Here is a 25,184-nt window from a genome sequence, read left to right on the forward strand (position 1 = left end):
CGTCCGCAATTCTACGTGGGCCGCGCCCCGCGCTCATCCGAGACACTGCGGACCAAGGAGCGCCTTGAGGTCGCCGAAGAGCTCGGCGGAGACCCGCACGGGAATCGGCACTTCGAAGACCTTCGCCTGCCGCCCCCGGTGCATCTTCAGCCGCACCTCGGTGTCGCCGCCGTGCCGGCGGAGAATCTCGGACAGGTCGCCGACGACGCGCTCGGTGGCGCGCTGCTCGGGGAGCATGACGGTGAGCGGCCCGCTCGCCACGGACGTCGCGATATCGGGCGCGAACGCGGCCTGCGCGTGCAGATTCAGACCGTCATCGCGGCGCGAGACCCGCCCGCGGACGACGAGGATCGAGTCCTGCGTGAGGATCGGCTGAAACTCCGTGTACGTCTTGCCCATGAACATCACGGTGACCTCGGCCTCGAAGTCCTCGACCGTGATCATGCCGTACGGGTTTCCGCTCGACTTCGCGACGCGGTGCTGGGCCGTCGTCACGAGGCCCGCGATCGTGACCTGGTCGCCGTCCTCGAGATCCTCCGAGTTCACCAGGTCGTTGATCGTCATCGAGCGGTGCTTCGCGAGCGGCACCTCGAGCCCCGCGAGCGGGTGATCCGACACATACAGCCCGAGCATGTCGCGCTCGAACGCCAGGAGGTCCTTTTTCGTCCACTCAGGGCGCTCCGGCACCTTCTGCACGGCCTCCGGTTCGTCCCACAGGCTGTCGAAGTCGAAGCCGATCGCGCCGCCCGCGGCGTTCCGCTTGTCGGTCACGGCCTGCTCGACGGCCTGCTCGTGGATCTCGACGAGCGCGCGACGGGTGGATCCCATGGTGTCGAAGGCGCCGGCCTTCACGAGCGACTCGATCGTGCGCTTGTTCGTGACGTGCAGGGGCACGCGCGCGAGGAAGTCGTGGAACGACGTGTACGGGCCGTCCGACCGCGACGCGACGATGCCGTCGACCACGTTGTGGCCAACGTTGCGGACCGCCCCGAGCCCGAAGCGGATGTCCTCGGCGACAGCGGCGAAGAACTCGATCGACTCCGACACGTCGGGCGGCAGCACCTTGATGCCCATGCGTCGGCACTCGTTGAGGTACATGGCGAGCTTGTCCCGCGAGTCGCCGACCGATGTCAGCAGCGCGGCCATGTACTCGGCCGGATAGTGCGCCTTGAGGTACGCGGTCCAGTACGACACGACCCCGTACGCCGCGGAGTGCGCCTTGTTGAACGCGTAGTCCGAGAACGGCAGGAGGATCTCCCACAGCGCCTTGACCGCGCCCTCGGAGAAGCCGCGCTCCATCATGCCGCCGCTGAAGCCGACGTACTGCTTGTCGAGCTCGGACTTCTTCTTCTTGCCCATCGCGCGGCGCAGGATGTCGGCCTGGCCCAGGCTGAACCCGGCGACCCGCTGCGCGATCGCCATGACCTGCTCCTGATAGATGATCAGGCCGTAGGTCGTGTCGAGGATGTCCTGCAGCGGCTCCTCGAGCTCGGGGTGGATCGGGGTAATGGCCTGCTCGCCGTTCTTGCGCAGCGCGTAGTTCGTGTGCGAGTTGGCGCCCATGGGGCCCGGCCGGTACAACGCGATGACGGCCGAGATGTCTTCGAAGTTGTCGGGCTTCATGAGGCGCAGGAGCGACCGCATCGGACCGCCGTCGAGCTGGAACACACCCAGCGTATCGCCGCGGGCGAGGAGGTCGTACGCCTTCCTGTCGTCGAGCTGGAGCTGCTCCAGGTCGATCTCGACGCCCTTGTTCATGCGGACGTTCTCGAGCGCGTCGGAGATGATCGTGAGGTTGCGCAGCCCCAGGAAGTCCATCTTGATGAGCCCGAGCGACTCGCAGGCGGGGTAGTCGAACTGCGTGACGATCTGCCCGTCCTGCTCCCGCTTCATGATCGGGATGATGTCGATGAGCGGGTCGCTCGACATGATGACACCCGCCGCGTGCACGCCCCACTGACGCTTGAGCCCCTCCAGCCCCACGGCACGGTCGAAGACGGTGCGCGCCTCCGGATCCGTCTCGATCACGGAGCGGAACTCGCTCGCCTCCTTGTACCGCGCGTGCGACGGGTCAAACATCCCGTCGAGGGGCATGTCCTTCCCCATCACGGCCGGCGGCATCGCCTTCGTCAGCCGCTCCCCCATGCTGAACGGGAACCCGAGCACGCGGCCTGCGTCCTTGAGCGCCTGCTTCGACTTGATGGTGCCGTAGGTGACGATCTGCGCGACGCGTTCGTCGCCGTACTTCTCCGTCACGTAGTCGATGACCTCGCCGCGGCGGCGGTCGTCGAAGTCGACATCGAAGTCGGGCATCGAGACGCGGTCCGGGTTGAGGAACCGCTCGAAGATCAGGCCGTGCTCGAGCGGATCCAGGTCCGTGATGCGCATCGCGTACGCGACCATCGACCCCGCGCCGGACCCGCGGCCGGGGCCCACACGAATACCGTTGTTCTTGGACCAGTTGATGAAGTCCGCGACCACGAGGAAGTAGCCCGGGAACTTCATCTGCGTGATGATGCCAATCTCGTACTCCGCGCGCTGGCGCACGGCGTCGGGGATCCCGCCCGGATAGCGGTAGTGCAGCCCGGCCTCGACCTCCTTGACGAACCAGCTCTCCTCGGTCTCGCCCTCGGGCACGGGGAAGCGCGGCATGTAGTTCGCCGACGTGTCGAACTCGATCTCGCACCGCTCGGCGATGAGGAGCGTGTTGTCGCACGCCTCGGGGTGGTCGCGAAACAGCTGCCGCATCTCGGCCGCGGGCTTGATGTAGTAGCCGTCACCGTCGAACTTGAAGCGGTTCGGGTCATCGAGGGTCGACCCCGACTGCACGCACAGAAGCGCCTCGTGCGCGTTGGCGTCGTGCTGATGGGTGTAGTGCGAGTCGTTCGTGCCGACGAGCGGGATCTGCAGGTCCTTCGCGAGCTTCAGCAGGTCGCCCATCACGCGGCGCTCGATGTCGAGGCCGTGATCCATGATCTCGGCGAAGTAGTTCTCCTTGCCGAAGATGTCCTGGAACTCGGCGGCGGCCTGCCGCGCCTCGTTGTACTGGCCGAGGCGCAGGCGCGTCTGCACCTCGCCCGAGGGGCAGCCCGTGGTCGCGATGATGCCCTTGCCGTAGGTCTGCAGGAGCTCGCGGTCCATGCGCGGCTTGAAGTAGTACCCCTCGAGGGAGGCAAGCGAGCTCAGCCGAAAGAGGTTGTGCATGCCGGCGGTGTTCTCCGCCCACATCGTCATGTGGGTGTATGCACCGGATCCGGACACGTCGTCGCGCTTCTGCTCGGCCGTGCCCCACGCGATGCGCGTCTTGTCGGAGCGGTGCGTCCCGGGGGTGACGTAGGCCTCGAGGCCGATGATCGGCTTGATCCCCTGCGCCTTCGCCGCCTTGTAGAACTCGAACGAGGCGTAGTTGTTGCCGTGGTCGGTGACGGCGATGGCGGGCATCTCCATCTCGGCCGCCGCCTTCGTCATGTCCGCGAGCTTCGCGGCCCCGTCGAGCATCGAGTACTCGCTGTGGACGTGGAGGTGCACGAAGGAGTCGGAGGCCATGCTCCTCAGTCTAATTTCCGTCGCCGGGGAGCGCCCCAGGCGCGCACGCGAAGTCGCCGGCGAAGCGATCACCGACGGAGCGCCGCCAGCGAAGCGCTCACGCGCCGCGTGCCACCAGCGAAGCGATCACGAGCCATGTGCCATGTGCCATGTGCCATGTGCCATGTGCGAAGCGATCACGGGCCGTGTGCCGCAGGCATCGGGACTGGCGGGAGCGCGGGTCGCGAAGCAGCCGCGCGGGGGACTGCGGCGCACGGCCCGTGATCGCGTAGCAAGCAAGCGTCCGACGCGCGCGCCGCGTAGCGAGGAACCTCCGACGCGCGGGTCGCGAAGCAGCCGCGCGGGGGGACTGCGACGCACGGCCCGTGATCGCGTAGCAAGCAAGCGTCCGACGCGCGCGTCGCGAAGCGAAGAACCTCAGACGCGCGCGTCGCGCAACAACTCGAGCGCGTGCGCGAGGTCGGCCGGGTAGGGCGAGACGAACTCGACCCACTCCCCCGTCGCCGGGTGCTCGAAGGCGAGCCGATGCGCGTGCAGCCACTGGCGCGTCAGCCCCAGTCGCCCCGCGAGCGTCGGATCCGAGCCGTAGAGCGAATCCCCCACGCACGGATGCCGGTGCGCGGCCATGTGCACGCGGATCTGGTGGGTGCGCCCCGTCTCCAGGTGGACCTCGACGAGAGACGCGCGGGGGAAGGCCTCGATGAGCTCGTAGTGGGTGACGGCGTCCTTGCCGTCCGGCGTGACGGCGAACTTCCAGGAGTGGCTCGGGTGACGACCGATCGGGGCGTCGATTGTGCCCACGACCGGATCCGGGAGCCCCTGGACGACTGTGTGGTAGACCTTATCGACCGTGCGGTCCTTGAACGCGCGCTTGAGGAGCGTGTAGGCGAGCTCGGTCTTCGCGACGACCATGAGCCCGCTCGTGCCGACGTCGAGGCGGTGCACGATGCCCTGACGCTCGGCGGCGCCGCTGGTCGAGAGTTCGATGCCCGCGGCGAGGAGCGCGCCCGGGACCGTCGGACCCTCCCATCCGACCGACGGGTGCGCCGCGACGCCGGCCGGCTTGTCGACGACGACCAGGTGGTCGTCCTGGTACACGATGCCCAGTCCGGGAACGTCGACGGCGACGACGGTCGGCTCGGCCCTCTCGGACCATTCCACGTCGATCCACGAGCCGGCGCTGACGCGGTCGGACTTGCCGGCCGCGCGGCCGTCGACGAGCACGCCGCCCGCCGCGGCGACCTCGGCCGCAAAAGTGCGGGAGAACCCCAGCATGCGGGCCAGCGCCTGGTCGACCCGGGCTCCCTCGAGCGCGTCCGGGACCGGGACGCGCCGAGACTCACGCATCGTCGCCCTCGGCCGCCTCGTTCTTGCGGGCCCGGGAGCCGTCAAACTCGACGCCGACGAGAACGAGGACCGCGACGGAGATCATGCCGCCGACGATGAAGATGTCGGCGACGTTGTAGATCGCGGGGTTGGTCCAGAACCACATCCACGGGGTGAGGATGAAGTCGACGACGTGTCCCACGGGAAAGCCGGGATCCCGCACGAGGCGGTCCGTGAGGTTTCCGAGGACGCCCCCGAGGAGGAGGCCGAGGACCGCGACCCACAGCCGCGAGCGCACGCGCGTCACGACGAGGAAGACGATGCCCGCGGCGACGACGCCGAGCGCGATCGTGAAGACCCAGGTCACGCCCTCGCCGAGCGAGAACGCGGCACCGGGATTAAAGACGAGCAGCCATTGCAGCGCGTTTCCGAGTGCCGCGACCGGCTCGCCTTCCGTGAGCGTGGCGAGCGCCCATTGCTTGCTCACCTGGTCGGCGGCCAGCACCAGCGCCGCGAGAATCGCGACGATGGCGCCAGCCGCCGGGGCGCGGAGCGGGCGCCGGGCCCGCGGCTGCGCGTCGGTGTCAGAGGCCAATGCTCGACACGGGCGTGTTGCCCGAGCCCGACTCCGGCGCGTCGAGGTCGGCGAGCTTCTGCTCGAAGTAGCCGCGCAGCTGCTGGCGGTAGTCGCGCTCGAACTGGCGCAGCTCCGTGATCCGGCCCTCGAGCGTCTTGCGCTCCGTGTCGAGCTTCTGCGAGATCTCGCGCTGCTTCGCCTCGGCGGCGGAGACGATGCCGGCGGCCTTCATCTCGGCGTCGTCGACGAGCTTCTTCGCCGTCGCCTGTCCCTCCGCGACGTGCTCGTCGTGCAGACGCTCCGCGCGGGCGATGATGCCAGCCGCGTTCGACGCGGTGCTCGTGACGCCCTCGGACGGCGCCTCGGTCGGCTCGGCGGCGGGCTCCTCGGCCTTCGGGGCCTCCGTCACGACCGGGGCGGCCTCGGCAGCGCCAGACTCGAGCTCGGCGACGCGCGCCTTGAGCTGCTCGTTCTCCTCGATCGTCTTCCGCCACTCGACGACGATCTCGTCCAGGAAGTCGTCGACCTCGTCGGGGTCGAAGCCCTCCTTGAAGCGGACGTGCTGGAACTGCTTGGTAACGACGTCTTCCGGCGTCAGTGCCATGTTGTGGCCCCTCTTTCGATGGTGGACATCATGATAATTCAGTACATCACCGCGATGACCCGCAAGATGGACATCGCGATGAAACACAAGAGCATGGTGATCGCGAATCCGAGATCGATCGCGATGGCGCCGATGCGCAACGGCGGAATGTGGCGGCGGAAGAAGCGGATCGGCGGATCCGTCAGCGTGTAGACGATCTCGCAGACGATGAGCATCCCTCCGCGCGGGCGCCACTCCCGATTGAACATCGGGATGTACTCGAGGATGAGGCGCGCGAACAGCACCACGACGTACAGAGACAGGACGAGGTGCAGGATCGACGCGACGAACCCGATGACAGCCACGAGAATTTAGCCTACGCGAGAAGGCCCGGCGACGCCGAACGGCACCCCGGGCCCGACGAGCGAAATCTCGACCTCAGCTGCCGAAGGCGGCGTCGTCGGCGGGCGCGATCCCGCCGTCACCCGAGACGGCGATGTTCTCGGGGCTGAGGAGGAAGACCTTGCTGGTCACGCGCTCGATGCGCCCGTAGAGGCCCATTGACAGGCCGCTCGCGAAGTCGATCAGGCGCCGGGCGTCGGCGTCCGACATCTGCGAGACGTTGATGATCACCGGCAGGCCATCGCGGAAGTGCTCGGCGATCGGCTGCGCGTCGCGGTACTGCTTCGGGTGCACCGTCACGATCTCGTTGACGGATCCCGCCGCGGGCTGGCGCACGACCGTGGGGCGACGCAGCGGCGTCACGGGCGCCGGCTTGTCTTCATCGTGGCTCTCCTCGTGGTGAGCGGTGCGGGACGGGGCCTGGGCCGCAGGCTCGTCGACGTATTCCTCTTCGTCGGCGAGGCCGAGGTAGACCATCGTCTTCTTGAGCGGGTTCGCCATGGCGTCCTCCGGTTGGGTGCTCGTCTTGTGTGAAGGCTAATCCTGCGGCGGCCTCGGGCCCGTGATTGCGGTACCGATTCTGAGGTGTGTCGCGCCGCACGCGATGGCCTCGTCGAAGTCCTGCGACATTCCCGCGGACACCCACGTCGCCGCAGGCTCGATGCCCCGCACGCGCGCGGCGTATCCGGCGAGCCGGTCAAACGCCCGCGCAGGCTCTTCCCCCAGCGGGGCGACCGCCATGACGCCGCGGAGCCGGAGGGTGTCCGCCCCGGCGATGCGCTCGGCGAGCGCGTCGAGCCCCTGCGGATCCACGCCGCCGCGATTCGGATCCGCGGTCAGGTTGATCTGGACCAGGGCGTCGAGCGCCGCGTCGTCCTCGCCCGCGCGATCGAGCGCGTCGACCAGGCGCTCGCGGTCGACCGAGTGCACGACGCGCGCGGCCCGGCGGACGGCCCGCGCCTTCTTGGTCTGCACCTGCCCGACGAAGTGCCAGGTGAGCCCCGCGAGGTCGGCTGTCTCGGCCGTCTTGGCGGTCAGCTCCTGCTGGCGATTCTCCGCGACGTCGCGCACCCCGAGGCCGGAAAGCTCCCGGACGAGCGACGCGGGATGAAACTTCGTCACCACGATGCGCGTGAGATCCCGCGGATCGCGCCCCGCGCGCGCCGCGGACGCCGCGATGGCGGCGTCCGCGGCGGCGAGGCGCTCGGCGACCGTGGTCACTTCAGGAATTCGGGGATGTCGATGTCGTCGTCGTCCCCGTACGCGCCCGACTCGGCGAGAGCGGGGGTCGCGGGAACCGACGGGGCCTGGGGCTCCGGACGGCTGTCCTCGGCCGGGGCAGCACCGTCCGTGGCCTCGGCCGCCGGGGCCACGTGATCGCCGGGGAGCGACGGGCGCGCCGCCTGCTCCGACCGACCGCCGAAGGACGGAATCTCGGCGCGCGGCTGCGGCTCGCCGCCGTCGAAGCCGGCGGCGACGACCGTCACGCGCACCTCGTCGCCCAGCGTGTCGTCGATGACCGTTCCGAAGATGATGTTCGCCTCGGGGTGCGCGGCCTCCTGCACCAGGCGAGCCGCGTCGTTGATCTCGAAGATGCCGAGGTTGGATCCGCCCTGGATCGACAGGAGCACGCCGTGCGCGCCCTCGATCGAGGCCTCGAGGAGCGGGGACTCGACGGCAAGCTCGGCGGCCTTGATCGCGCGGTCGGCGCCGCGCGCGGATCCGATGCCCATGAGCGCGGACCCCGCACCCTGCATGACGCTCTTGACGTCGGCGAAGTCGAGGTTGATGAGGCCGGGCGTGGTGATGAGATCGGTGATGCCCTGGACACCTGCGAGGAGGACCTGGTCGGCGGTCGCAAAGGCCTCGACCATCGAGATACCGCGGTCGCTGATCTCCAGGAGACGGTCGTTGGGCACGACGATGAGCGTGTCGACCTCCTCCTTGAGCACCTGCACGCCCTGCTCGGCCTGCTGCTGGCGGCGACGACCCTCGAAGGAGAACGGCTTCGTGACCACGCCGATCGTGAGCGCGCCGATCGACTTCGCGATCCGCGCCACCACGGGCGCGCCGCCGGTGCCCGTGCCGCCTCCCTCGCCCGCCGTCACGAACACCATGTCCGCGCCCGCGAGGGCCTGCTCGATCTCCTCCGCGTGGTCCTCGGCCGCGCGGCGCCCCACCTCGGGGTCGGCGCCGGCGCCGAGGCCGCGGGTCAGGTCGCGCCCGACGTCGAGCTTGATGTCGGCGTCGCTCATCAGCAGCGCCTGCGCGTCGGTGTTGATCGCGATGAACTCGACGCCGCGCAGCCCGAGCTCGATCATGCGGTTGACGGCGTTGACGCCACCACCGCCGACGCCGACCACCTTGATGACGGCGAGGTAGTTCTGGTTCTGGCTCATGCTGCCTCCATCGACGGGACCTGGCTGCAACCGGCAAAGTCGAAACCTTAAACCTCAACTACAGGGTTAAAGTATTCACCGGCATATATCTGCTCGTCCTCGACGGTACGTGCCGCGCGCCCGACTCCCGCGAGGCGCGCCGCGGCGTGTCGGTGAAATCGCGCGGATCAGCTGACGACCAGAACGCCGGCCGACGACACGTCGTACGTCGACACGTCGGCGGGGGGCGACGACGCCATCCCGGCCTCGAGCACCTTCACTTTTTCGGCGGTGTCTCCCGAGCTCCCCCACACGACCGTCACGCCGCCGCCGTCCGGCAGGTCGAATGACACGTCCTCGGGGCTCGTGGCGCGGATCCGCGTCACGCGCTCGGCCAGGTCCGCCGGCAGGGCGCGCAGGACCTGTCCCACGGCGGCGAAGGCGTCGGAGGCGACGCCGCCCTCGACCTCCGCGATCGGGAGCCCCTCCGGCGCCTCGTCGCTCGTCGTCAGCGGGACGCCGGCGGCGTCGACCGTGGTGAACCCGGCGTCGGAGGCGACGACCGCGACGGGCGTGCGCTCGACGATCCGGACGACGAGCTCGTGCGGGGGCAGCGACTCGACGGTGTACGTCTCGATCCGGGGGAAGGCGAGCAGCGCGGCGCGGATCTCGCTGTGGTCCACGAGCGGGAGAGGCCTGCCCACCTGATCGGACAGGGCCTCCGCGACGTCGTCCGCGGAAACGGTGTCCGCCCCCGCGACGCGGATGTCCTCGACCGCGAACAGCGGGCTGTATGCGGCGCCGAACGTTCCCACGACCAGCGCCGCGAACGCGCCGAGCGACACGATCCACGTCAGGCGCCGCCGGCGCGCGCGCACCGTGAAGCGGCGCACCTCCGAGCGCTCCGCGTTCTTCGCCCGGCGGTCGGCGAACCAGAGGCGGACGCGCTCGGCCCAGCGCGCGCCGAACGGCGGGGAACCGGCCCCCCGCGCGTCGTCGATCCCCTCGTGTGCGCGGGCGGTGTCCTCCGCGCCGGCACGCGGGAGCGGATCCGGGACCTCGCGCCGCTCGGACGGCGGGAGCGGACCGGGGCGCTTCACGCGCGGCTCACTCGGCGGCGTCGCCGCCGCGCTCGAGCGCGGCGAGCACCTGCGGGATGATCCGGTAGACGTCGCCGCAGCCGAGCGTGACGACGTAGTCGCCCTCGCGCGCGATATCGGCGACGCGGGACGCCGCCGCATCCCAGTCCGGCACGTAGGACACCCCCGCCCGGTCCCGGAACGCCTGCTCGACGAGCGCGCCGGTCACGCCGGGGATCGGGTCCTCGCGCGCGCCGTAGACGTCGAGCACGACCGTGTGGTCGGCGCGATCCTCGAGGACGCGGGCGAACTCGCCGGACATCAGGCGCGTTCGGGAGTACGTGTGCGGCTGGTGCACGGCGATGATCCGTCCGGATCCGACGACCGTGCGCGCGGCGGACAGCGCGGCGTCGACCTCGGTCGGGTGGTGCGCGTAGTCGTCGAAGACGCTGACGCCGCGACGCACGCCGTGCAGCTCGAAGCGGCGCACCGTGCCGCCGAACCCGGCGACGGCGCGCGCGGACTCCGCGAGGGGGTGCCCGAGTGACAGGAGTACCGCGACGGCGCCCGCGGCGTTGAGCGCGTTGTGATGCCCCGGCACGCGCAGCGTCACGTCGACCCGTTCGCCGCCGGCGTGGAGGGCGAACGAGACGGGCCCCGAGGCTGCGACGTCGGAGACGCGCACGTCGGCGTCCGCGGACTCTCCGAAGGTGACCACGTTCGCGTGGGTCAGCTGCGCGCGGACGCGCCTGGCCCCCGCGTCGTCGGACGAAATGACCACGGCCTCACGCGCCGCATCGGCGAATCGCACGAACGCGGCGTCGAACGCCTCGTGCGAGCCGTAGTGGTCCAGGTGGTCCGCGTCGACGTTCGTGATGAGCGCGACGGAGGTGTCGTAGAGGAGGAACGTGCCGTCCGACTCGTCGGCCTCGACGACGAAGAGGTCGTCCGCCCCCGCGCGGCTCGAGACGCCGTACTGCTGGATCACGCCGCCGTTGACGAAACTCGGATCGGTGCCCAGACCGGCGAGACCGGTCACGATCATGCCCGTCGACGTCGTCTTGCCGTGGGCTCCGGCGACGGAGACCAGGCGGCGCCCCGCGATGAGGTACTTCAGCGCCTGCGACCGATGCAGCACGGGGATCCCGCGCTCCTTCGCCGCGAGGAACTCGGGGTTCTCGGGCCAGATCGCACCGGTGTAGACGACCGCGTCGACGTCGCCGAGGTGCGCGGCGTCGTGTCCGATCGCCACGCGCGCGCCGAGGTCCGCGAGGTCGCGCGTGTTCTGGCTCTCGGAGCGGTCCGAGCCGGACACGGGAATGCCCGCCTGCAGGAACATGCGCGCCAGCCCCGAGATGCCGGATCCGCCGATCCCGATGAAGTGGACGGATCCGATCGTCTCGGGGATCGGAACGGTGAGATCGGGAGCGATCATGGGCGGGAGTTCTCCCCTCGCGCGGAAAGCGCCTTGTCGAGGTGGGCGATGACGTTCTCGGTGCCGCGGCGGGTTCCCGCGCCCTCGGCGGAGCGCGCCATCTGCGCGATGGCGTCGCGGTCGCCGAGGAGCGGCACCAGCTCGTCGCGGACGTAGGCCGGGGTGAAGGCGCCGTCCTCGACGAGCCGCGCGGCGCCGGCCGCGACCGCCGACGCGGCGTTGAGGCGCTGCTCGCCGTTGCCGACGGGATAGGGCACATACACGGCGGGGATGCCGAGCGCCGAGACCTCGGAGACCGTCGAGGCGCCGGAGCGCGCGACGATGAGGTCGGCGAGCGCGAACGCGAGGTCCATGCGGTCGACGTAGCGCCGCAGGACATACCCGGGAACGCCCGGGTCGGCGAGGTCACTGCGCTCCCCCGTGACGTGGAGGATCTGCCAGCCCGCGTCCCGCACGTCGCGCCAGGACTGCCCGAGGGTGTCGTTGAGGCGGCGCGCCCCGAGGGATCCCCCGAAGACCAGGAGGACGGGGCGCTCGGCGTCGAGGCCGAAATGCGCCGCGGCCTCGGCGCGGCGAGCCGCGCGGTCGAGGCCGACGATCTCGGGGCGCAGCGGCATCCCGACGACCTCCGCCCCGCGGATCCGGGTGCCGGGGAACGCGACGCCCACGGCGGACGCCGACCGCGCGCCTAGGACGTTCGCGAGCCCGGGCCGGGCGTTCGCCTCGTGGACCACCGCGGGGATCCCCGCGCGGTGGGCCGCGACGTAAGCGGGCGCCGCGGCGTAGCCGCCGACGCCGAGCACGACGTCGACGCCGCGGTCCGCGAGGTAGCCGCGCGCGGTGCGCACCGCCCGCGCGAAGCGCGCCGGGAAGCGCAGGGCGGCGCCGTTCGGGCGGCGCGGGAACGGGACCTTGGGAACGACGAGCAGCTCGTATCCGCGCTCCGGCACGAGGCGGGACTCGAGGCCCTCCGCCGTGCCGAGGATGAGCACCTCGTCGTCGGGTCGGCGCGCCCGGAGGCCGTCCGCCACGGCGAGCATGGGGTTCACGTGCCCGGCGGTTCCGCCACCGGCGAGGAGGTACGTCGTCACCGGACGATCTTACGCCGGAGCGGCGCCGGCACGGCTCCGACGGGCCGGGCCCCGTCCGGGAGGGTGCGCGCGAGGCTCAGCAGGATTCCCGAGGCGAGCAGGACCGCGATGAGGGAGGATCCGCCCGCCGAGAGGAACGGCAGAGGCACGCCGAGCGCGGGGAAGATCCGCAGGACGACGCCGATGTTGACGAGCGCCTGGCCGATGATCCAGACGCCGATGCCGCCGGCCGCGACGCGCGCGAACAGGTCGTCGGTGCGGCGCACGATGCGGAACGTGCCGACCGCGAGGACCGCGAACAGCGCGAGGACGACGACGCAGCCGAGGAGCCCGAGCTCCTCGCCGACGATCGCGAAGATGTAGTCGTCGGCCGCGGCGGGCAGCCAGTTGTACTTCTCCTTCGAGTTGCCGAGCCCGAGGCCGAGGAGGCCGCCGCCAGCCAGCCCCCACATCGCGTGCAGCGGCTGATAGCAGGTCCCGAGGTAGTCGTCCAGGCAGTCCTGGTCGAGCACGCTCATGATGCGCGTGAGGCGGTTGGTGCTGGTGAGCGCCATGAAACCGACCGCCAGCACGCCGCCCAGGATGAGCGGGAGGAGCATGCGCAGCCGGACGCCCGCGAAAAACATCGCGCCCAGGACGATGAGCGCCATGATCATGACGGTGCCGAGGTCCTCGCCAGCGAGGACCGTCCCCATGGCGAGGAGGGCCACGGGAAGCAGCGGGATCGCGACCTGCCAGAAGCTGTCGAGGCGGTCGCGCTTGCGGTACAGCACCAGCGCCATCCAGAGAGCGAGGGCGAGCTTCAGAAACTCGGACGGCTGCACCGTGACGGCGCCGAGGTCCAGCCAGTTGCGGTTGCCGCCGAACTCGAAGCCGAGCGGCGTGAACACCAGCAGCTGCAGGACCAGCCCGATGACGAGGCCGGGCCAAGCGAGCCGGCGAAGCCAGGCGACCGGCAGGCGGCTCACGATGAGCATGAGCGGGATCCCCACGGCGGCGTACACGAGGTGCCCCATGCCGTCGTTAAAGGGGCTGCCCGTCTCCGCGATCGACTCGACCGTCGTCGCCGAGAAAATCATGACGACGCCGAAGACCGTGAGGAACAGCACGGACGAGAGGATCAGGAGGAACTCGACCGACAGCGGTCCGATCGCGCGCCCCAGGGAGACGCGCGCGCGCATGGCGGGGGTGTCAGTCGCCCGCGGGGGCCGCGCCGTCGAGGTCATCCGGCCTTCCCCTCTCGATCCGGTCCCGCACCGCCTCCTGGAACCTGTCCCCGCGTTCGCCGTAGCTCGCGAACTGGTCGAAGGAGGCCGCCGCCGGTGCGAGCAGGACGGCGCCGCCCGATGCCGCGGCCTCCGCCGCGCGATCCACGGCGCGCCTCATCACGGAATCAGTCTGAGCGTCGTCGACCTCGATCACGGGAACGTCCGGCGCGTGTCGCGCGAACGCCTCGACGACCGGGGACCGGTCGACGCCGATGACGACCGCCGCGGACACCGATGCTCCGCGCTCGGCGATCAGCGCGTCGATGTCCACGCCCTTGAACAGCCCGCCGACGATCCACACGCACCCCGGGTACGCCGTGAGCGAGGCGATGGCCGCGTGCGGGTTGGTCGCCTTCGAGTCGTCGACCCACAACACGCCCCCCGCCTGCGCGACGAGCTGCGCGCGGTGCGGATCCAGGGCGAAGGTCGCGAGCGCCCGGCGGATCGCGGCGGGCTCGGCGCCCACGGCGCGCGCGAGCGCGGCGGCGGCGAGGACGTTCTGAACGACGTGAGGCGCGGAGAGCCCGCGGGCGCCCAGCTCCTCGAGGGTGACGAGCTCCGCCGCCGACGTCCGGCGGTTCTCGACGAACGCGCGGTCGGCGAGGATCCCGTCCACGACGCCCACGTCGCTCGGCCCGGGCACGCCGAGGTCGAATCCGACGGCGCGCGCGCCCTCGGTGACGTCCGCCTCCTCGACCATCCGGCGCGTGGCGACATCCGCCTTGTTGTACACACAGGCGATGCGCGTGTAGCGATAGACCACCGCCTTCGCGTCGCGGTAGGCGGCGAAGGACCCGTGCCACTCGAGGTGGTCGTCGGCGAGGTTGAGGCAGGTCGCGGCGGCGGGGACGGGCGCCCCGACGCCGTCCGACAGCCCGAGGTACCAGAGCTGGTGGCTCGACAGCTCGACGACGAAGACATCGAACCCGGCCGGATCCCGCACCGCGTCGAGCACGGGAACGCCGATGTTGCCGCACGGCGCGGCGCGCAGCCCCGCCTCGACGAGCATCGTGGCCGCGAGGCGCGTCGTCGTCGTCTTGCCGTTGGTCCCCGTCACGAGGATCCACTCGGCGGGCGTGCCGTCGGCGCGCACGACCTTGTCGCGCACGCGCCACGCCAGCTCGATGTCGCCCCACAGCGCGATCCCCCGCTCGCGCACCCAGCGGATCACGGGGTGAGCCGGCGAGAACCCCGGCGACGCCACGACGACCTCGGGTGCGAAGCGGACGAGCTCCTCGGGTGCCTCGTCGAGCGACCCCTCGTGGAGCCGAGCCCCGATGACGGGCAGCAGCCCCGCGTACTCCTCGGGCGCCTGCTCCGTCACGACGAGCACGTCCGCGCCGAGTTCGGCGAGCGTGTCCGCGACGGAGAACCCGGTCGCCGCGAGTCCCAGGACGGCGACCCTCAGACCCGCCCAGTCCGACCGCCAGCTCGTGAGCGAGTCGAGTCGCGTGGTCACATCATCGGTCATACGCGCGAGAGCCATTCGATGTAGAGCAGGCCGACGCCCGTGACGGCGAAGAGGCCCGCGATGATCCAGAAGCGCACGACGATCGTCGTCTCCGGCCACCCGCGCAGCTCGAAGTGATGGTGCACGGGGCTCATGAGGAACAGGCGGCGCCCGCCCGTGATCTTGAAGTAGATCCGCTGCAGGATCACGGATCCGCTCGCCATGACGAACAGGCCTGCGATCAGCACGCCGAGAAGCTCGGTGCGGGTCAGGATCGCCATGGCGGCCACGACGCCGCCGATCGCCATCGACCCGACGTCACCCATGAAGATCTTCGCGCGCGGGGCGTTCCACCAGAGGAAGCCGACGAGCGCGCCCGCGAACGACGCCGACACGATCGCGAGGTCGAGCGGGTCGCGGACCTGATAGCAGGCGGCGAGGTTATCGGGCGCCGTGCCGACGCCCGCGCACGCCTGGTTGAACTGCCAGAACGCGATAAGGCTGTACGCGCCAACGACGAAGATCCCGGCGCCGGCGGCCAGCCCGTCCAGCCCGTCGGTGAGGTTAACGGAGTTCGAGAAGCCCGTGCCGAGGAGCGACAGCCACGCGAGGTAGAGCAGCCACCCGAGCACGGGCGTCAGCGCCATGAACGAGAGCACGTCGATGTCGCGGATGAACGACACGTACGGGCTGCCCGGGGTCTGCTCCGCGCTGTTGGGGAAGTTCAGGGCGACGACGCCGAAGGGGACCATGACGATGATCTGCCCGGCGATCTTCTTCCAGCCCGACAGGCCGGCGTAGTGCTGCATCTTGACCTTCATGTAGTCGTCGATGAAGCCCACGGTGCCAAAGCCGAGCATCGCCCACAGGACGAGCCAGCCCGACAGCGTCGGGGGGTTACCGCCCGCGAAGGTGCCGGCGAGATACCCCACGATCGTGCCGAGGATGAAGATGACGCCGCCCATCGTGAGCGTGCCGCGCTTCGTCTCGTGCTTGGGCGCGTTGAAGCCCTCGCCGTCCGTGCGGATGACCTGCCCCCACCCCCACGTCCGGAAGAGCCGGAAGAAGACGGGGGTCAGGATCAGCGTGAACGCGAGCGAGATCGCCGCCGCTGCCAGTAGTGATCTCACGCGAACAATTCTCCCAGACGGTCGCCGAGGAACCTCAGGCCCGCGGCGTTGGACGACTTGACGAGCACGCGATCGCCGTCGACGAGCTCATCGGCGAGGTACGCGAAGGCCTCGTCCGCGGTCTCGAAGAACACGGCCTCGTCGCTCCAGGACCCCTCGGCGATGGCCGCCAGGTAAAGCGGGCGCGCCTCGCGGCCGACGACGACGATGCGCGGGATCCGCAGGCGCACGGCGAGCAGCCCGATCTTCTGGTGTTCCTCGACGTCGAGCTCGCCCAGCTCACTCATCGCGCCGAGCACCGCCACCATGCGCTCGCCCGGCTGGGCGATCTCGGCGAGCGTGCGCAGGGCGGCCTGCATCGCGTCGGGGCTGGCGTTGTATGCGTCGTTGATGATCCGCACGCGCTCGGATCCCAGGGGCTGCATGCGCCACCTTTCGGCGAGCGCGACGGACTCCAGGCGCGCGACGGCCGCCGCGGGCGCGACGCCGAGCGCGACGGCCGCGGTCAGCGCCGCCTGCGCGTTCGACACGTGATGCGCGCCGAGGACCTGCAGGTGCATGTCGAACCGCTCACCGTCCACGACGAGCCGCGTGTCGGTGCCGTGCGGCGTGACGCGCACGTCCTCGGCGCGGACGTCCGCGTCCTCGCCGCGGCCGAACCACCGCACGCTCAGGCCGCGCTCGGCGGCCGCCGGTGCCATCGCCGCGACGCGCGGATCGTCGGCGTTGAGGACGGCCACGCCGCCGGGGCGCGCGGCCTCGACGAGCTCGCGCTTGGCGACCGCCGTCTGCTCGATTCCGCCGAAGCCGCCGGCGTGGGAGAGCCCCACCATGAGCTCGATCACGACGTCAGGCGTCACGAGCCCCGCGAGCCGGGCGATCTGACCCGGCGCGTCGGCGCCGAACTCGCAAACGAGGAAGCGGGTCGTCTCCGTAACGCGGAGCATCGTCAGCGGGGCGCCGACCGCGTTGTTGAAGCTCGCCACGGGCGCGACGGTCTCGTCCTCGTCCTCGAGGATCCGCGCCAGCATGTTCTTCGTCGTCGTCTTGCCGTTGGATCCGGTGATCCCCGCGACCCGCAGGTGGCCCAGGGCGCGCACGCGGCCGACGACCTCGCGGGCGAGGTCGGCGAGGGCCCGCACCACGTCCGGCACGACGACCTGGGAGCACTCCGCCTCGGGCACGACGCGCTCGACGATCGCGAGCGCCGCCCCGGCGGACGCCGCGGTCGCGACGAAGAGATGACCGTCCGTGACCTCCCCCGGCTTGGCGGCGAAGATGTCGCCCGGTCCGACGAGGCGCGAGTCGGTGTCGACGGCGCCGGACACGCGCGAGGCGGGCGTGTCCGCGCCCACGAGGTGCAGCTCGCCGTCAACGGCGGCCGCGATCTCGGAGAGTGAAAGAGCGATCATAACGTGCTGGTCCTTCGCGCGAGACGCGCGTCAATCCGTGAACTGGGGAAGCGGCTCGAAGGGCTCGTCCGACGGCGGGACGCGGTACGTCTTGAGCACCTGCGTCATGGCCTTCTGGAACGCCGGGGCCGTGGCCGCAGACGACGTTACTCTACGCGGCTCGTCGAGGCTCACCATGACGATGTACTGAGGATCGTCCGCCGGGGCCATACCGACGAGGCTCGTGAAGTAGACGCCGCTCTTATATCCGCCGTTGCCATCCGACTTCTGCGCCGTTCCCGTCTTCGCGGCGATGCGGTAGCCCGGCACCTGGATGAGGTCGGACACCGAGCCCGCGTTGGCCACGTTCTCGAGGATGTCGACGGTCGTGTCGGCCGCGTCCTCGCTGACGACCCGCTGCTCGTCGGGGAGGTCGGGAGAGGTCACGGTGCCGTCGGCCGCGGTGCACGAGTCGACGATGCTCAGCGGAATCCGCACGCCGCCGTTCGCGAGCGTCTGGTAGGCACTGACGACCTGCGGCATCGTGACCGTGTAGCCCTGACCGAAGGTGGTCGCGTAGTAGGTCTGGTTGTCCCACTCTTCGGACGGGCGCAGCACGCCCGTGCCCTCGCCGAGGAAGTCGATCGACGTCTTCTCCCCCACGCCGAACGCCTTCAGGTAGTCGTAGCGCGTCTCGGCGGGCACGAGGGATCCGATCTTCGACAGCGCGACGTTCGACGAGTCGACCATCGCGCCCGTCAGCGTGTAGTGGAAGACCCCGTGCGCGTAGGAGTCGCCGACGGCGGCGCCGTTGTCGAACTCTTCGTATCCCGACGCATCGACGGGAGTGAGCGGCGTCGCCGCCCCCTGGTCCAAGACCGTCGCCGTCGTAATCGCCTTGAACGTGGATCCCGGCTCGAAGGTCCGGGTGAACACGGACGCGCCGCGCTCGGAGGCGTCGACCGCCTGCGGATCGTTCGGGTCGAGCGTCGGATAGTCCACCGCGGCCTTGACCTCGCCGGTCTCCACCTCGACGACCATGATCGACCCCGCCTGCGCCCGCTGCGCCTCGACCTCCTCCTTGAGCATCTGCAGGAGATACCAGCTGAGGTCGGTGTCGATCGTGAGCTGGAGGGTGCCGCCGTCCGTTGCCGGCGTCTCGACCGTGGTCCCGGGGATCCGCACGCCGCGATCGCCCGAGGTCTGATACTGCACCGACCCGTCGGTCGACGCGAGGCAGGCGTCCTGCATGAGCTCGTACCCCGCGAGCGGCTCCTCGTCCGTGCTCGTGAAGCCGACGAGGTTTCCGGCGACGGCGCCGTTCGGATAGGTGCGGGACTTCTGCTGCTCGAACGTCAGCATGGGCGCGTCGAGCTCCAGGAGCGCGCGATACTGCTCCGTCGTGATGCCGCTCTCCACCCGCGCGTACCGAGAGTCAGGGTTGGCCGCCAGCGCGTCGTCGACGACCTGTTCGACCTCCGCGCCCGTCATGCCGAGGACGTCGCCGATGCGCTCGGCGAGGTGCCCCCACGTCTCGACGTACTTCTCGCCGGCCTCGTCGTAGCGGGTGACGTCGTCCGCGACGGCGGGATCGACGTTCATGTGGTAGCGGACGGTGCTGCTCGCGAGCACCTGGCCCTCGGAGTCGACGATCGAGCCGCGCACACCGAGGATCGTGTCGGTGCTGACAAAGTTCGCCGTCTTGTACGAGTCGTCGATCAGCTCCTGCGCTCGGACGACCTGGATGTCGAACAGGCGCACGACGAACGCGATCAGCACGATCAGCACGACGACGGCCGCGATGCTCGTGCGGCGCCGCGCCGTGTGGCTGACCGGAGTGTTCATCGCGATCCTCGTCTCGGGAAGAAAGGGCTAGTGCGTGGTCGGGACGGGCAGGCCGTCTTCGAGCGGCGGAGCGACGGGCGTCTCCTCCGCCGCGGCGTTCTCCGCGCCCCCGCCGCCGAGGGTGGCCCCGCGGTCGGTCACGAGCGGCGTGTCGGCGATGAGCGCGTTGGCCGCGGCGTTGCCCGACTGGACGTTCACGGTCGACTGATCGCCCGCGGGCGCGCCGGATCCCGTGATCGCGGCGTCACTCAGGCGCAGGTAGCTCGGGGAGGAATCGATCACCATTCCCAGCGCCGAGGCATTCGCGGCGAGGTACTGCGGCGAGGCCAGGCCCGCCACGTCGTCCGCGAGCTCCTGCCGATCGAGCGTCAGCTGGCGCTGCTGTTGCTCGAGCCCCGCGAGCTCGTAACTGCCCTGCGCCGTGAGGATAGAGACGCCGAGCTGGGCGGCCGCGATGAGCACGGCTCCCGTGACCGCGACCGCGGCGTACGCGACGCGCGGGCGCCGCCGCCTCTCGGCCCGCGGCACGGCGCGCAGACCGCGCTCGGGCGCCTCCGGCCGCGGGCGGTGCGGCTGCGGCAGGAGGTCGGCGTGTGCGATGCTCATCGGTCCTCCCGGATGCGTTCGATGGCGCGCAGGCGCACGGGCAGCGCGCGCGGGTTGGCCTGCGCCTCGGCCTCACCCGCGCGCTCCGCGCCGCGGACAAGGAGACGAAATCGCGGCTGGTGCTCCGGGAGCTCGACGGGGAGGCCGGGAGGGGCGGACGACGCCGTCGCCTCCGCAAAGAGGCGCTTGATGAAGCGATCCTCGAGCGACTGATAGCTCATCACGACGAGCCGCCCACCCACCGTGAGCGCGTCCAGAGCCGCCGGGATCGCGCGCTCGAGGGCCTCGAGCTCGCCGTTGACCTCGATGCGGAGCGCCTGGAAGACGCGCTTGGCGGGGTGCCCCGCGTTCTTCAGCGCGGCGGGAGTGGCGCCCTGGAGGATGTCGACGAGATCCCCCGATCGCGCGATGGATCCGTTCTGCCGCGCCGCGACGATCGCGCGGGCGTATCGTCCCGCCAGTTTCTCCTCGCCGTATCGCTCGAAGATGCGCCGCAGGTCGCCCTCGCCGTAGGTCGCGAGGACGTCCGCGGCGGTGCGGCCAGCGGATTGGTCCATCCGCATGTCGAGCGGTGCGTCCTGCGCGTACGCGAAGCCGCGGTCCGCCTCGTCGAGCTGCAGCGAGGACACCCCCAGGTCGTAGAGGATCCCGTCGGCGCGCGCGATCTCGGCCTGATCGAGCGCCGCGCGGATCCCGTCGTACACGGTGTGCACGAGGTGCACGCGGTCCCCGAAGGGGGCCAGTCGCGCGCCCGCCAGCCCCAGCGCCTGGGTATCGCGATCCATCCCGACTAGGACCGCGTTCGGGTGGCGGGAGAGGACGGCCTCGGCGTGGCCGCCCATGCCGAGGGTGCCGTCGACGTAGACGGCGCCGTCGCGCTCGAGCGCGGGGGCAAGCAGCTCGAGGCAGCGCTCGAGCAGCACGGGGATGTGAATGTCGCGGGGATCCATAGGTCGTCCGTGGCCCGCCTGGACCCGGGAATCCGGATCCCCATCCGCGCGACCTGTCACCGGGGAAGTGACGACAGGGTCGCGGCTGGGAGTCCGGGTCACCGGATCAGAACAGTCCCGGAATCACCTCCTCCTGCATCTCGGCGTACGTGTCCTCGTTGCCCGCGAGGTACGCGTTCCAGGCGGTCGCGTCCCAAATCTCCGCGTGGGCGCCCACGCCCGTGACGACGAGCTCCTTGCTGAGCCCGGCGTACTGGCGAAGGTGCTGCGGCAGGGTGATGCGGTTCTGACCGTCGGGCGCCTCGGCGCTCGCGCCGGAGAGGAACATGCGCAGGAAGTCGCGGGCCTGCTTGTTGCTGAGGGGAGCTTGGCGGATCCGCTCGTGCACCTGTTCGAACTCCGACGTCGAAAAGACGTAGAGACACCGTTCCTGACCGCGGGTGACGACGACGCCACCGGCGAGCTCCTCGCGGAACTTCGCCGGCAGGATGACGCGGCCTTTGTCGTCGAGCTTCGGTGTGTGCGTGCCCAGCAACATCGGCCATTCACCCCCCTGACGTGATCGGCCCTCCGCGAGGTGTGCCCCACATTACTCCACTTTCCCCCACATACCAGAGAAAATCTGCTCTCAGACCGTCATATCGTGCGTCTCAGGCCCGGAATCCTGCGGCGGAGTCCGGGTGGAGGAGGGTGGAGGCCAGACGCGCGCCCCGGGCGACCCCGGCGTGTCGCGGGGCGCGCGGGGCCGCGTGCGCGCACAAAAAAGCGCCGCCCCCATTCGGGGGCGGCGCGGGAAGGCTCGAGGCCGGGATCAGCCCTGCTGGCGGCGATCCCATCGGTCGTTCATCTTGTCCATGAAGGATCCGCCCGAGGACGGCGAGGACTGCGGCGCGGGCCGGGCTCGATCGCCCCCCGAGGACGCCGCGGAGCCGCGCCCCGGTGCGAGCGCGAGAATCACTCCGCCGACCATCGCGGCAAACCCGAGGACCCCGACGATGACGCCGACGACGACCGCGACGTTCCACAGCGCGATGCCAGCGAGGATCGCGGCGAGACCCGCGAGCACGAGAAGTGCGCCGATCAGCATGTTGCGGTAACTAAACCCGCGCGAGGCGCCGGCATGCACGACGTCGGCGTCGGTGTGCATGAGCTGGCGCTCCATCTCATCGAGAAGTCGCTGCTCCTGCTCGGAGAGTGGCATCGGGAAAACCCCCTCGGGTGGAAAGACCGTGCTTCATTCTATCGCCTGCGCAGGCACCTAGGCTAGGCGTGTGCCGTTCGCTCACGACATCATCACAGACATCTCGGAGCGCGTCGAAAAGTTCGCGCGTGCACGAGTGCGCGAGGCCCTCGCCGACGAGGTGTTCGCTGGCTCCGGCGCGACGGATCCCGCCGCGTCGCTCCTGCTCGAGACCGCCGCGGCCGCGCTGACGGGGGGCAAGCGGCTGCGCGCGCGATTTGCGCTGCTCGGGTGGCGTGCCGCGACCGCGCGAGAGGAGCCGAACGCGGCCGCGCTGAGCCTGGGCGCCGCGCTCGAGATCTTCCAGGCGGCGGCCCTCGTGCACGACGACATCGTCGACAACTCGGACACCCGCCGCGGCCACCCGTCGACATGGCGCGCGCTGGAGGCCGCGCACCGCGAGCGCGGCTGGGTCGGCGACAGCGAGGCCTTCGGCCGGTCCGGAGCGATCCTCCTCGGCGACCTGCTCCTCGGGTGGAGCGACGACCTCTTCGAGGAGGCGACGGCGGGCGCCGCCGAGCGCCGCGCGACCCGCGCCGTCTATCAGCGCATGCGACGCGACGTCATCCTGGGGCAGTTCCTCGACGTCTCCGAGGAGGCGGCGTGGGTGCGCACGCCCGACGCCGAGCACGCGGAGCGCGCGATGCGCATCGCCGTCCTCAAGTCGGCGCGCTACAGCGTCGCGCAACCCCTCGAGCTCGGCGCGACGCTCGGCGGCGCGTCCGACGCCGTGCGCCGCGGCCTGGCCGAGGTGGGCGCCCCGCTCGGCCTCGCCTTTCAACTGCGCGACGACATCCTCGGCGTGTTCGGGGATCCGTCGGTCACGGGAAAGCCCGCGGGCGACGACCTGCGGGAGGGCAAGCGCACGCTCCTCGTCGCGTATGCCCGCGAGGGCATGGACCCGGCGGAGCGGAGCCGCTTCGATGCGCGCATCGGCGCCGCGGACCTCGCGCCCGAGGACGTCCGGGCGCTGCAGGACCTCGTCCGTACCACCGGCGCGCTCGAACGCGCCGAGGCCCTGATCTCGGATCGCGCGGACGCCGCGCGCACCGCGATCGGGAGCGAGGAGCTTGCCGGCGTCGCGGGCGACCTGGAGCGTCTCGTCGAGGCGACGACGCGGCGCGAGACGTAGCTCGCGTCAGGCGAGGGTCTGCGCGACGCGCCGGACCTCGGCCTTCCGTCCCGCGAGAAGCGACTCGATGGGAGCGTGCCCGAGCGACTCCTCGAGGGTAAACAGCCAGACGACGATCTCGTCGTCGGTAAAGCCGACATCGCCGAGCACGATCACCGTGCCGCGCAGCGACGGCAACACGCGGCCGCCGTCGACGAAAGCCGCGGGGACGCGCAGCACGCCGTCGCGGCGCAACGCCACGAGCGCGCGCTCGTCCAGCAGGCGGCGCACCCGCCCGGGGGCCTCGCCGATCCGCTCGCCCACCTCGGGGAGCGTCAGCCAGTCGAGGGCGTCCAGAACCGTGTCGTTGTCATCAGCCACAGGGCGATTCTCCCACGGTCTCCCCGGGTCCTCGGATCCCACCCGTCACAAAAACCACAATGGGTAACTTCAGTTGACACCGTTATCCATCCGTGACAGCGTGACAATCCGCCGATGTGTGTGATCGGCCGATCCGGAGGGGGATCTTCGTGGGACGACGCAACCGCATTCTGACCGCCGCGCCCGTCGCCGTGACGGGCGCCGTGGCGCTCGCCCTCGGCGCGACGCCCGTCGTCGCCGCCGATCAGGCGCCCGAGCGACCGACCACGGACCGCCGCGGCCTCGACCGCGCCCTCGGCACCATCGCGAACCGCCCCGCCGAGACGCCGGACGTCGCGCACACCGCGCGGACATCGCCGACCTACGTCGTCCGCGCCGGGGACACGGTCACGGGGATCGCGATCCGTCACGGGCTCCGCACGGTCGACGTGCTCACCTGGAACGACCTGAGCTGGTCCAGCACGATCTTCCCCGGCCAGGAACTGACGCTCCGCCCGCCGAGCGGGGGCGGCGCCGTCGCCGCGGCCGCCACGTCGGAGAGCGCGACGCCGGCTCGCTCCGCGCGCGCCGCGTCGAGCTACACCGTGCGCGCCGGCGACACGCTCTGGGCGATCGCGCAGGAACAGGGCGTCTCGGTCGCGGCGCTGACCTCCGCCAACGCGCTCGGCCGATCCGCCGTGATCTTCCCCGGCCAGCGGCTCGACGTCCCCGGGGCGGAAACCTCGGCACCGGGCGGCACCGTCGCCGCCGAGCGGGGCGAGGCCTCCTCCAGTGCCCAATCCCACACCGTGCGCGCCGGCGACACCCTGTGGTCGATCGCGCGCGACGCGGGGCTGACCGTGGGCGCCCTCCTCGACCTCAACGATCTGACGTCCGCCGCGATCATCTACCCCGGTCAGGACCTCGTCCTGACCGCACCGCCCGAGGCGCGGGAGACGACGTCCATCTACGACAACCCGGACCACGACCTGTCCGCGACGCTTACGGCGCCCCAGGCCGAGAACGCCGCCCTCATCATCGGCATCGGCCGCGAGCTCGGCGTCGGCGACCGCGGCATCGCCATCGCGCTCGCGACGGCCATGGTCGAGTCCGGCCTGCGCAACGTCGACTACGGGGACCGCGACTCGCGGGGTCTCTTCCAGCAGCGCCCGAGCGCGGGGTGGGGCGCTGCCGACCAGCTCGTCGACCGTGGCTACGCGACCCGCGCCTTCTTCACCGGCGCGCCGGACGGATCCACCCGCGGCCTCCTCGACCTGGCCGGGTGGCAGGACATGGGCTTCGGCGAGGCGGCGCAGGCGGTTCAGATCTCGGCCCACCCCGGGCGGTACGACCGGTGGCGCGTCGCGGCGTACGGCTGGCTCGCGCAGCACGGGTGAGCCTTCCGGGCCGGGGCCC

General features: G+C 70.9%; 23 protein-coding genes. 2 read left to right on the forward strand and 21 right to left on the reverse strand.

Annotated elements, in window-relative coordinates:
• Positions 1 to 33 precede the first annotated feature (33 nt).
• The 20 genes from dnaE to GJQ66_RS09260 all read right to left on the reverse strand — a co-directional run bounded on the left by dnaE (position 34) and on the right by GJQ66_RS09260 (position 22,258).
• Positions 34 to 3,546 carry a DNA polymerase III subunit alpha gene (gene dnaE / locus GJQ66_RS09165; protein ID WP_155049029.1) on the reverse strand — a complete coding sequence of 1,171 codons (3,513 nt, stop codon included), beginning with the start codon at positions 3,544 to 3,546 and terminating at the stop codon, positions 34 to 36.
• 417 nt (positions 3,547 to 3,963) lie between these two features.
• Positions 3,964 to 4,893 (reverse strand): RluA family pseudouridine synthase, encoded by a 930-nt coding sequence (locus tag GJQ66_RS09170; protein ID WP_155049030.1) that lies wholly within the window; start codon positions 4,891 to 4,893, stop codon positions 3,964 to 3,966.
• The gene (locus GJQ66_RS09175) at positions 4,886 to 5,467 is read right to left on the reverse strand and encodes a signal peptidase II (protein WP_155049031.1); all 582 of its coding nucleotides are present in this window, start codon (positions 5,465 to 5,467) and stop codon (positions 4,886 to 4,888) included. The genes GJQ66_RS09170 and GJQ66_RS09175 overlap by 8 nt, the downstream gene beginning before the upstream one ends.
• A complete protein-coding gene (locus tag GJQ66_RS09180; RefSeq protein ID WP_155049032.1) occupies positions 5,457 to 6,053 on the reverse strand; it encodes a DivIVA domain-containing protein in 597 nt (198 codons plus the stop codon). Before GJQ66_RS09180 ends, GJQ66_RS09175 begins: the two co-directional genes overlap by 11 nt.
• A gap of 38 nt (positions 6,054 to 6,091) precedes the next feature.
• Positions 6,092 to 6,397 carry a YggT family protein gene (locus GJQ66_RS09185; protein ID WP_166316985.1) on the reverse strand — a complete coding sequence of 102 codons (306 nt, stop codon included), beginning with the start codon at positions 6,395 to 6,397 and terminating at the stop codon, positions 6,092 to 6,094.
• A 73-nt stretch (positions 6,398 to 6,470) separates the two neighbouring features.
• Positions 6,471 to 6,935: a cell division protein SepF gene (locus tag GJQ66_RS09190; protein ID WP_155049033.1), complete on the reverse strand. Its 465-nt coding sequence runs from the start codon at positions 6,933 to 6,935 to the stop codon at positions 6,471 to 6,473.
• A gap of 36 nt (positions 6,936 to 6,971) precedes the next feature.
• Positions 6,972 to 7,655, reverse strand: a complete 684-nt coding sequence (locus tag GJQ66_RS09195) for a YggS family pyridoxal phosphate-dependent enzyme (RefSeq protein WP_368732833.1) — start codon at positions 7,653 to 7,655, stop codon at positions 6,972 to 6,974.
• On the reverse strand, positions 7,652 to 8,833 hold the full coding sequence (ftsZ, locus tag GJQ66_RS09200) for a cell division protein FtsZ (RefSeq protein WP_155049034.1): 1,182 nt from the start codon (positions 8,831 to 8,833) through the stop codon (positions 7,652 to 7,654). Before ftsZ ends, GJQ66_RS09195 begins: the two co-directional genes overlap by 4 nt.
• A 167-nt stretch (positions 8,834 to 9,000) precedes the next feature.
• Entirely contained in the window at positions 9,001 to 9,912 is a 912-nt protein-coding gene (locus tag GJQ66_RS09205) for an FtsQ-type POTRA domain-containing protein (protein WP_155049035.1), read from the reverse strand.
• A 7-nt stretch (positions 9,913 to 9,919) separates the two neighbouring features.
• Entirely contained in the window at positions 9,920 to 11,326 is a 1,407-nt protein-coding gene (gene murC, locus GJQ66_RS09210) for a UDP-N-acetylmuramate--L-alanine ligase (protein WP_155049036.1), read from the reverse strand.
• On the reverse strand, positions 11,323 to 12,417 hold the full coding sequence (locus GJQ66_RS09215) for a glycosyltransferase (protein ID WP_368732834.1): 1,095 nt from the start codon (positions 12,415 to 12,417) through the stop codon (positions 11,323 to 11,325). The genes murC and GJQ66_RS09215 overlap by 4 nt, the downstream gene beginning before the upstream one ends.
• A complete protein-coding gene (gene ftsW / locus GJQ66_RS09220) occupies positions 12,414 to 13,643 on the reverse strand; it encodes a putative lipid II flippase FtsW (RefSeq protein ID WP_155049037.1) in 1,230 nt (409 codons plus the stop codon). The genes GJQ66_RS09215 and ftsW overlap by 4 nt, the downstream gene beginning before the upstream one ends.
• A complete protein-coding gene (gene murD / locus GJQ66_RS09225; protein WP_155049038.1) occupies positions 13,609 to 15,156 on the reverse strand; it encodes a UDP-N-acetylmuramoyl-L-alanine--D-glutamate ligase in 1,548 nt (515 codons plus the stop codon). The genes ftsW and murD overlap by 35 nt, the downstream gene beginning before the upstream one ends.
• Positions 15,153 to 16,265 (reverse strand): phospho-N-acetylmuramoyl-pentapeptide-transferase, encoded by a 1,113-nt coding sequence (gene mraY / locus GJQ66_RS09230; protein ID WP_368732835.1) that lies wholly within the window; start codon positions 16,263 to 16,265, stop codon positions 15,153 to 15,155. Before mraY ends, murD begins: the two co-directional genes overlap by 4 nt.
• Entirely contained in the window at positions 16,262 to 17,677 is a 1,416-nt protein-coding gene (murF, locus tag GJQ66_RS09235) for a UDP-N-acetylmuramoyl-tripeptide--D-alanyl-D-alanine ligase (RefSeq protein ID WP_155049039.1), read from the reverse strand. Before murF ends, mraY begins: the two co-directional genes overlap by 4 nt.
• Positions 17,678 to 17,707: 30 nt before the next feature.
• On the reverse strand, positions 17,708 to 19,501 hold the full coding sequence (locus GJQ66_RS09240; RefSeq protein ID WP_155049040.1) for a penicillin-binding protein 2: 1,794 nt from the start codon (positions 19,499 to 19,501) through the stop codon (positions 17,708 to 17,710).
• 27 nt (positions 19,502 to 19,528) lie between these two features.
• Positions 19,529 to 20,107 (reverse strand): hypothetical protein, encoded by a 579-nt coding sequence (locus GJQ66_RS09245; RefSeq protein WP_155049041.1) that lies wholly within the window; start codon positions 20,105 to 20,107, stop codon positions 19,529 to 19,531.
• Positions 20,104 to 21,057 (reverse strand): 16S rRNA (cytosine(1402)-N(4))-methyltransferase RsmH, encoded by a 954-nt coding sequence (gene rsmH, locus GJQ66_RS09250; protein ID WP_155049042.1) that lies wholly within the window; start codon positions 21,055 to 21,057, stop codon positions 20,104 to 20,106. Before rsmH ends, GJQ66_RS09245 begins: the two co-directional genes overlap by 4 nt.
• Before the next feature lie 106 nt (positions 21,058 to 21,163).
• A complete protein-coding gene (gene mraZ / locus GJQ66_RS09255) occupies positions 21,164 to 21,595 on the reverse strand; it encodes a division/cell wall cluster transcriptional repressor MraZ (RefSeq protein ID WP_155049043.1) in 432 nt (143 codons plus the stop codon).
• A gap of 273 nt (positions 21,596 to 21,868) precedes the next feature.
• Positions 21,869 to 22,258 (reverse strand): DUF3040 domain-containing protein, encoded by a 390-nt coding sequence (locus tag GJQ66_RS09260; RefSeq protein ID WP_155049044.1) that lies wholly within the window; start codon positions 22,256 to 22,258, stop codon positions 21,869 to 21,871.
• 70 nt (positions 22,259 to 22,328) lie between these two features.
• Here GJQ66_RS09260 and GJQ66_RS09265 point away from each other — a divergent pair, with 70 nt between their 5' ends.
• Positions 22,329 to 23,429: a polyprenyl synthetase family protein gene (locus GJQ66_RS09265; RefSeq protein ID WP_368732836.1), complete on the forward strand. Its 1,101-nt coding sequence runs from the start codon at positions 22,329 to 22,331 to the stop codon at positions 23,427 to 23,429.
• A gap of 6 nt (positions 23,430 to 23,435) precedes the next feature.
• On the opposite strand, the gene GJQ66_RS09270 is transcribed toward GJQ66_RS09265, so the two are convergent.
• Positions 23,436 to 23,789: an Rv2175c family DNA-binding protein gene (locus GJQ66_RS09270; RefSeq protein ID WP_368732837.1), complete on the reverse strand. Its 354-nt coding sequence runs from the start codon at positions 23,787 to 23,789 to the stop codon at positions 23,436 to 23,438.
• A 149-nt stretch (positions 23,790 to 23,938) separates the two neighbouring features.
• On the opposite strand from GJQ66_RS09270, the gene GJQ66_RS09275 reads away from it, so the two are divergent.
• Positions 23,939 to 25,165, forward strand: coding sequence for a LysM peptidoglycan-binding domain-containing protein (locus tag GJQ66_RS09275; protein ID WP_368732838.1), 1,227 nt, complete (start codon positions 23,939 to 23,941; stop codon positions 25,163 to 25,165).
• The last annotated feature ends 19 nt before the right edge of the window (positions 25,166 to 25,184 follow it).

It is taken from the genome of Microbacterium sp. ZXX196, from assembly GCF_009709595.1.
Classification (GTDB): Bacteria; Actinomycetota; Actinomycetes; order Actinomycetales; family Microbacteriaceae; genus Microbacterium; species Microbacterium excoecariae.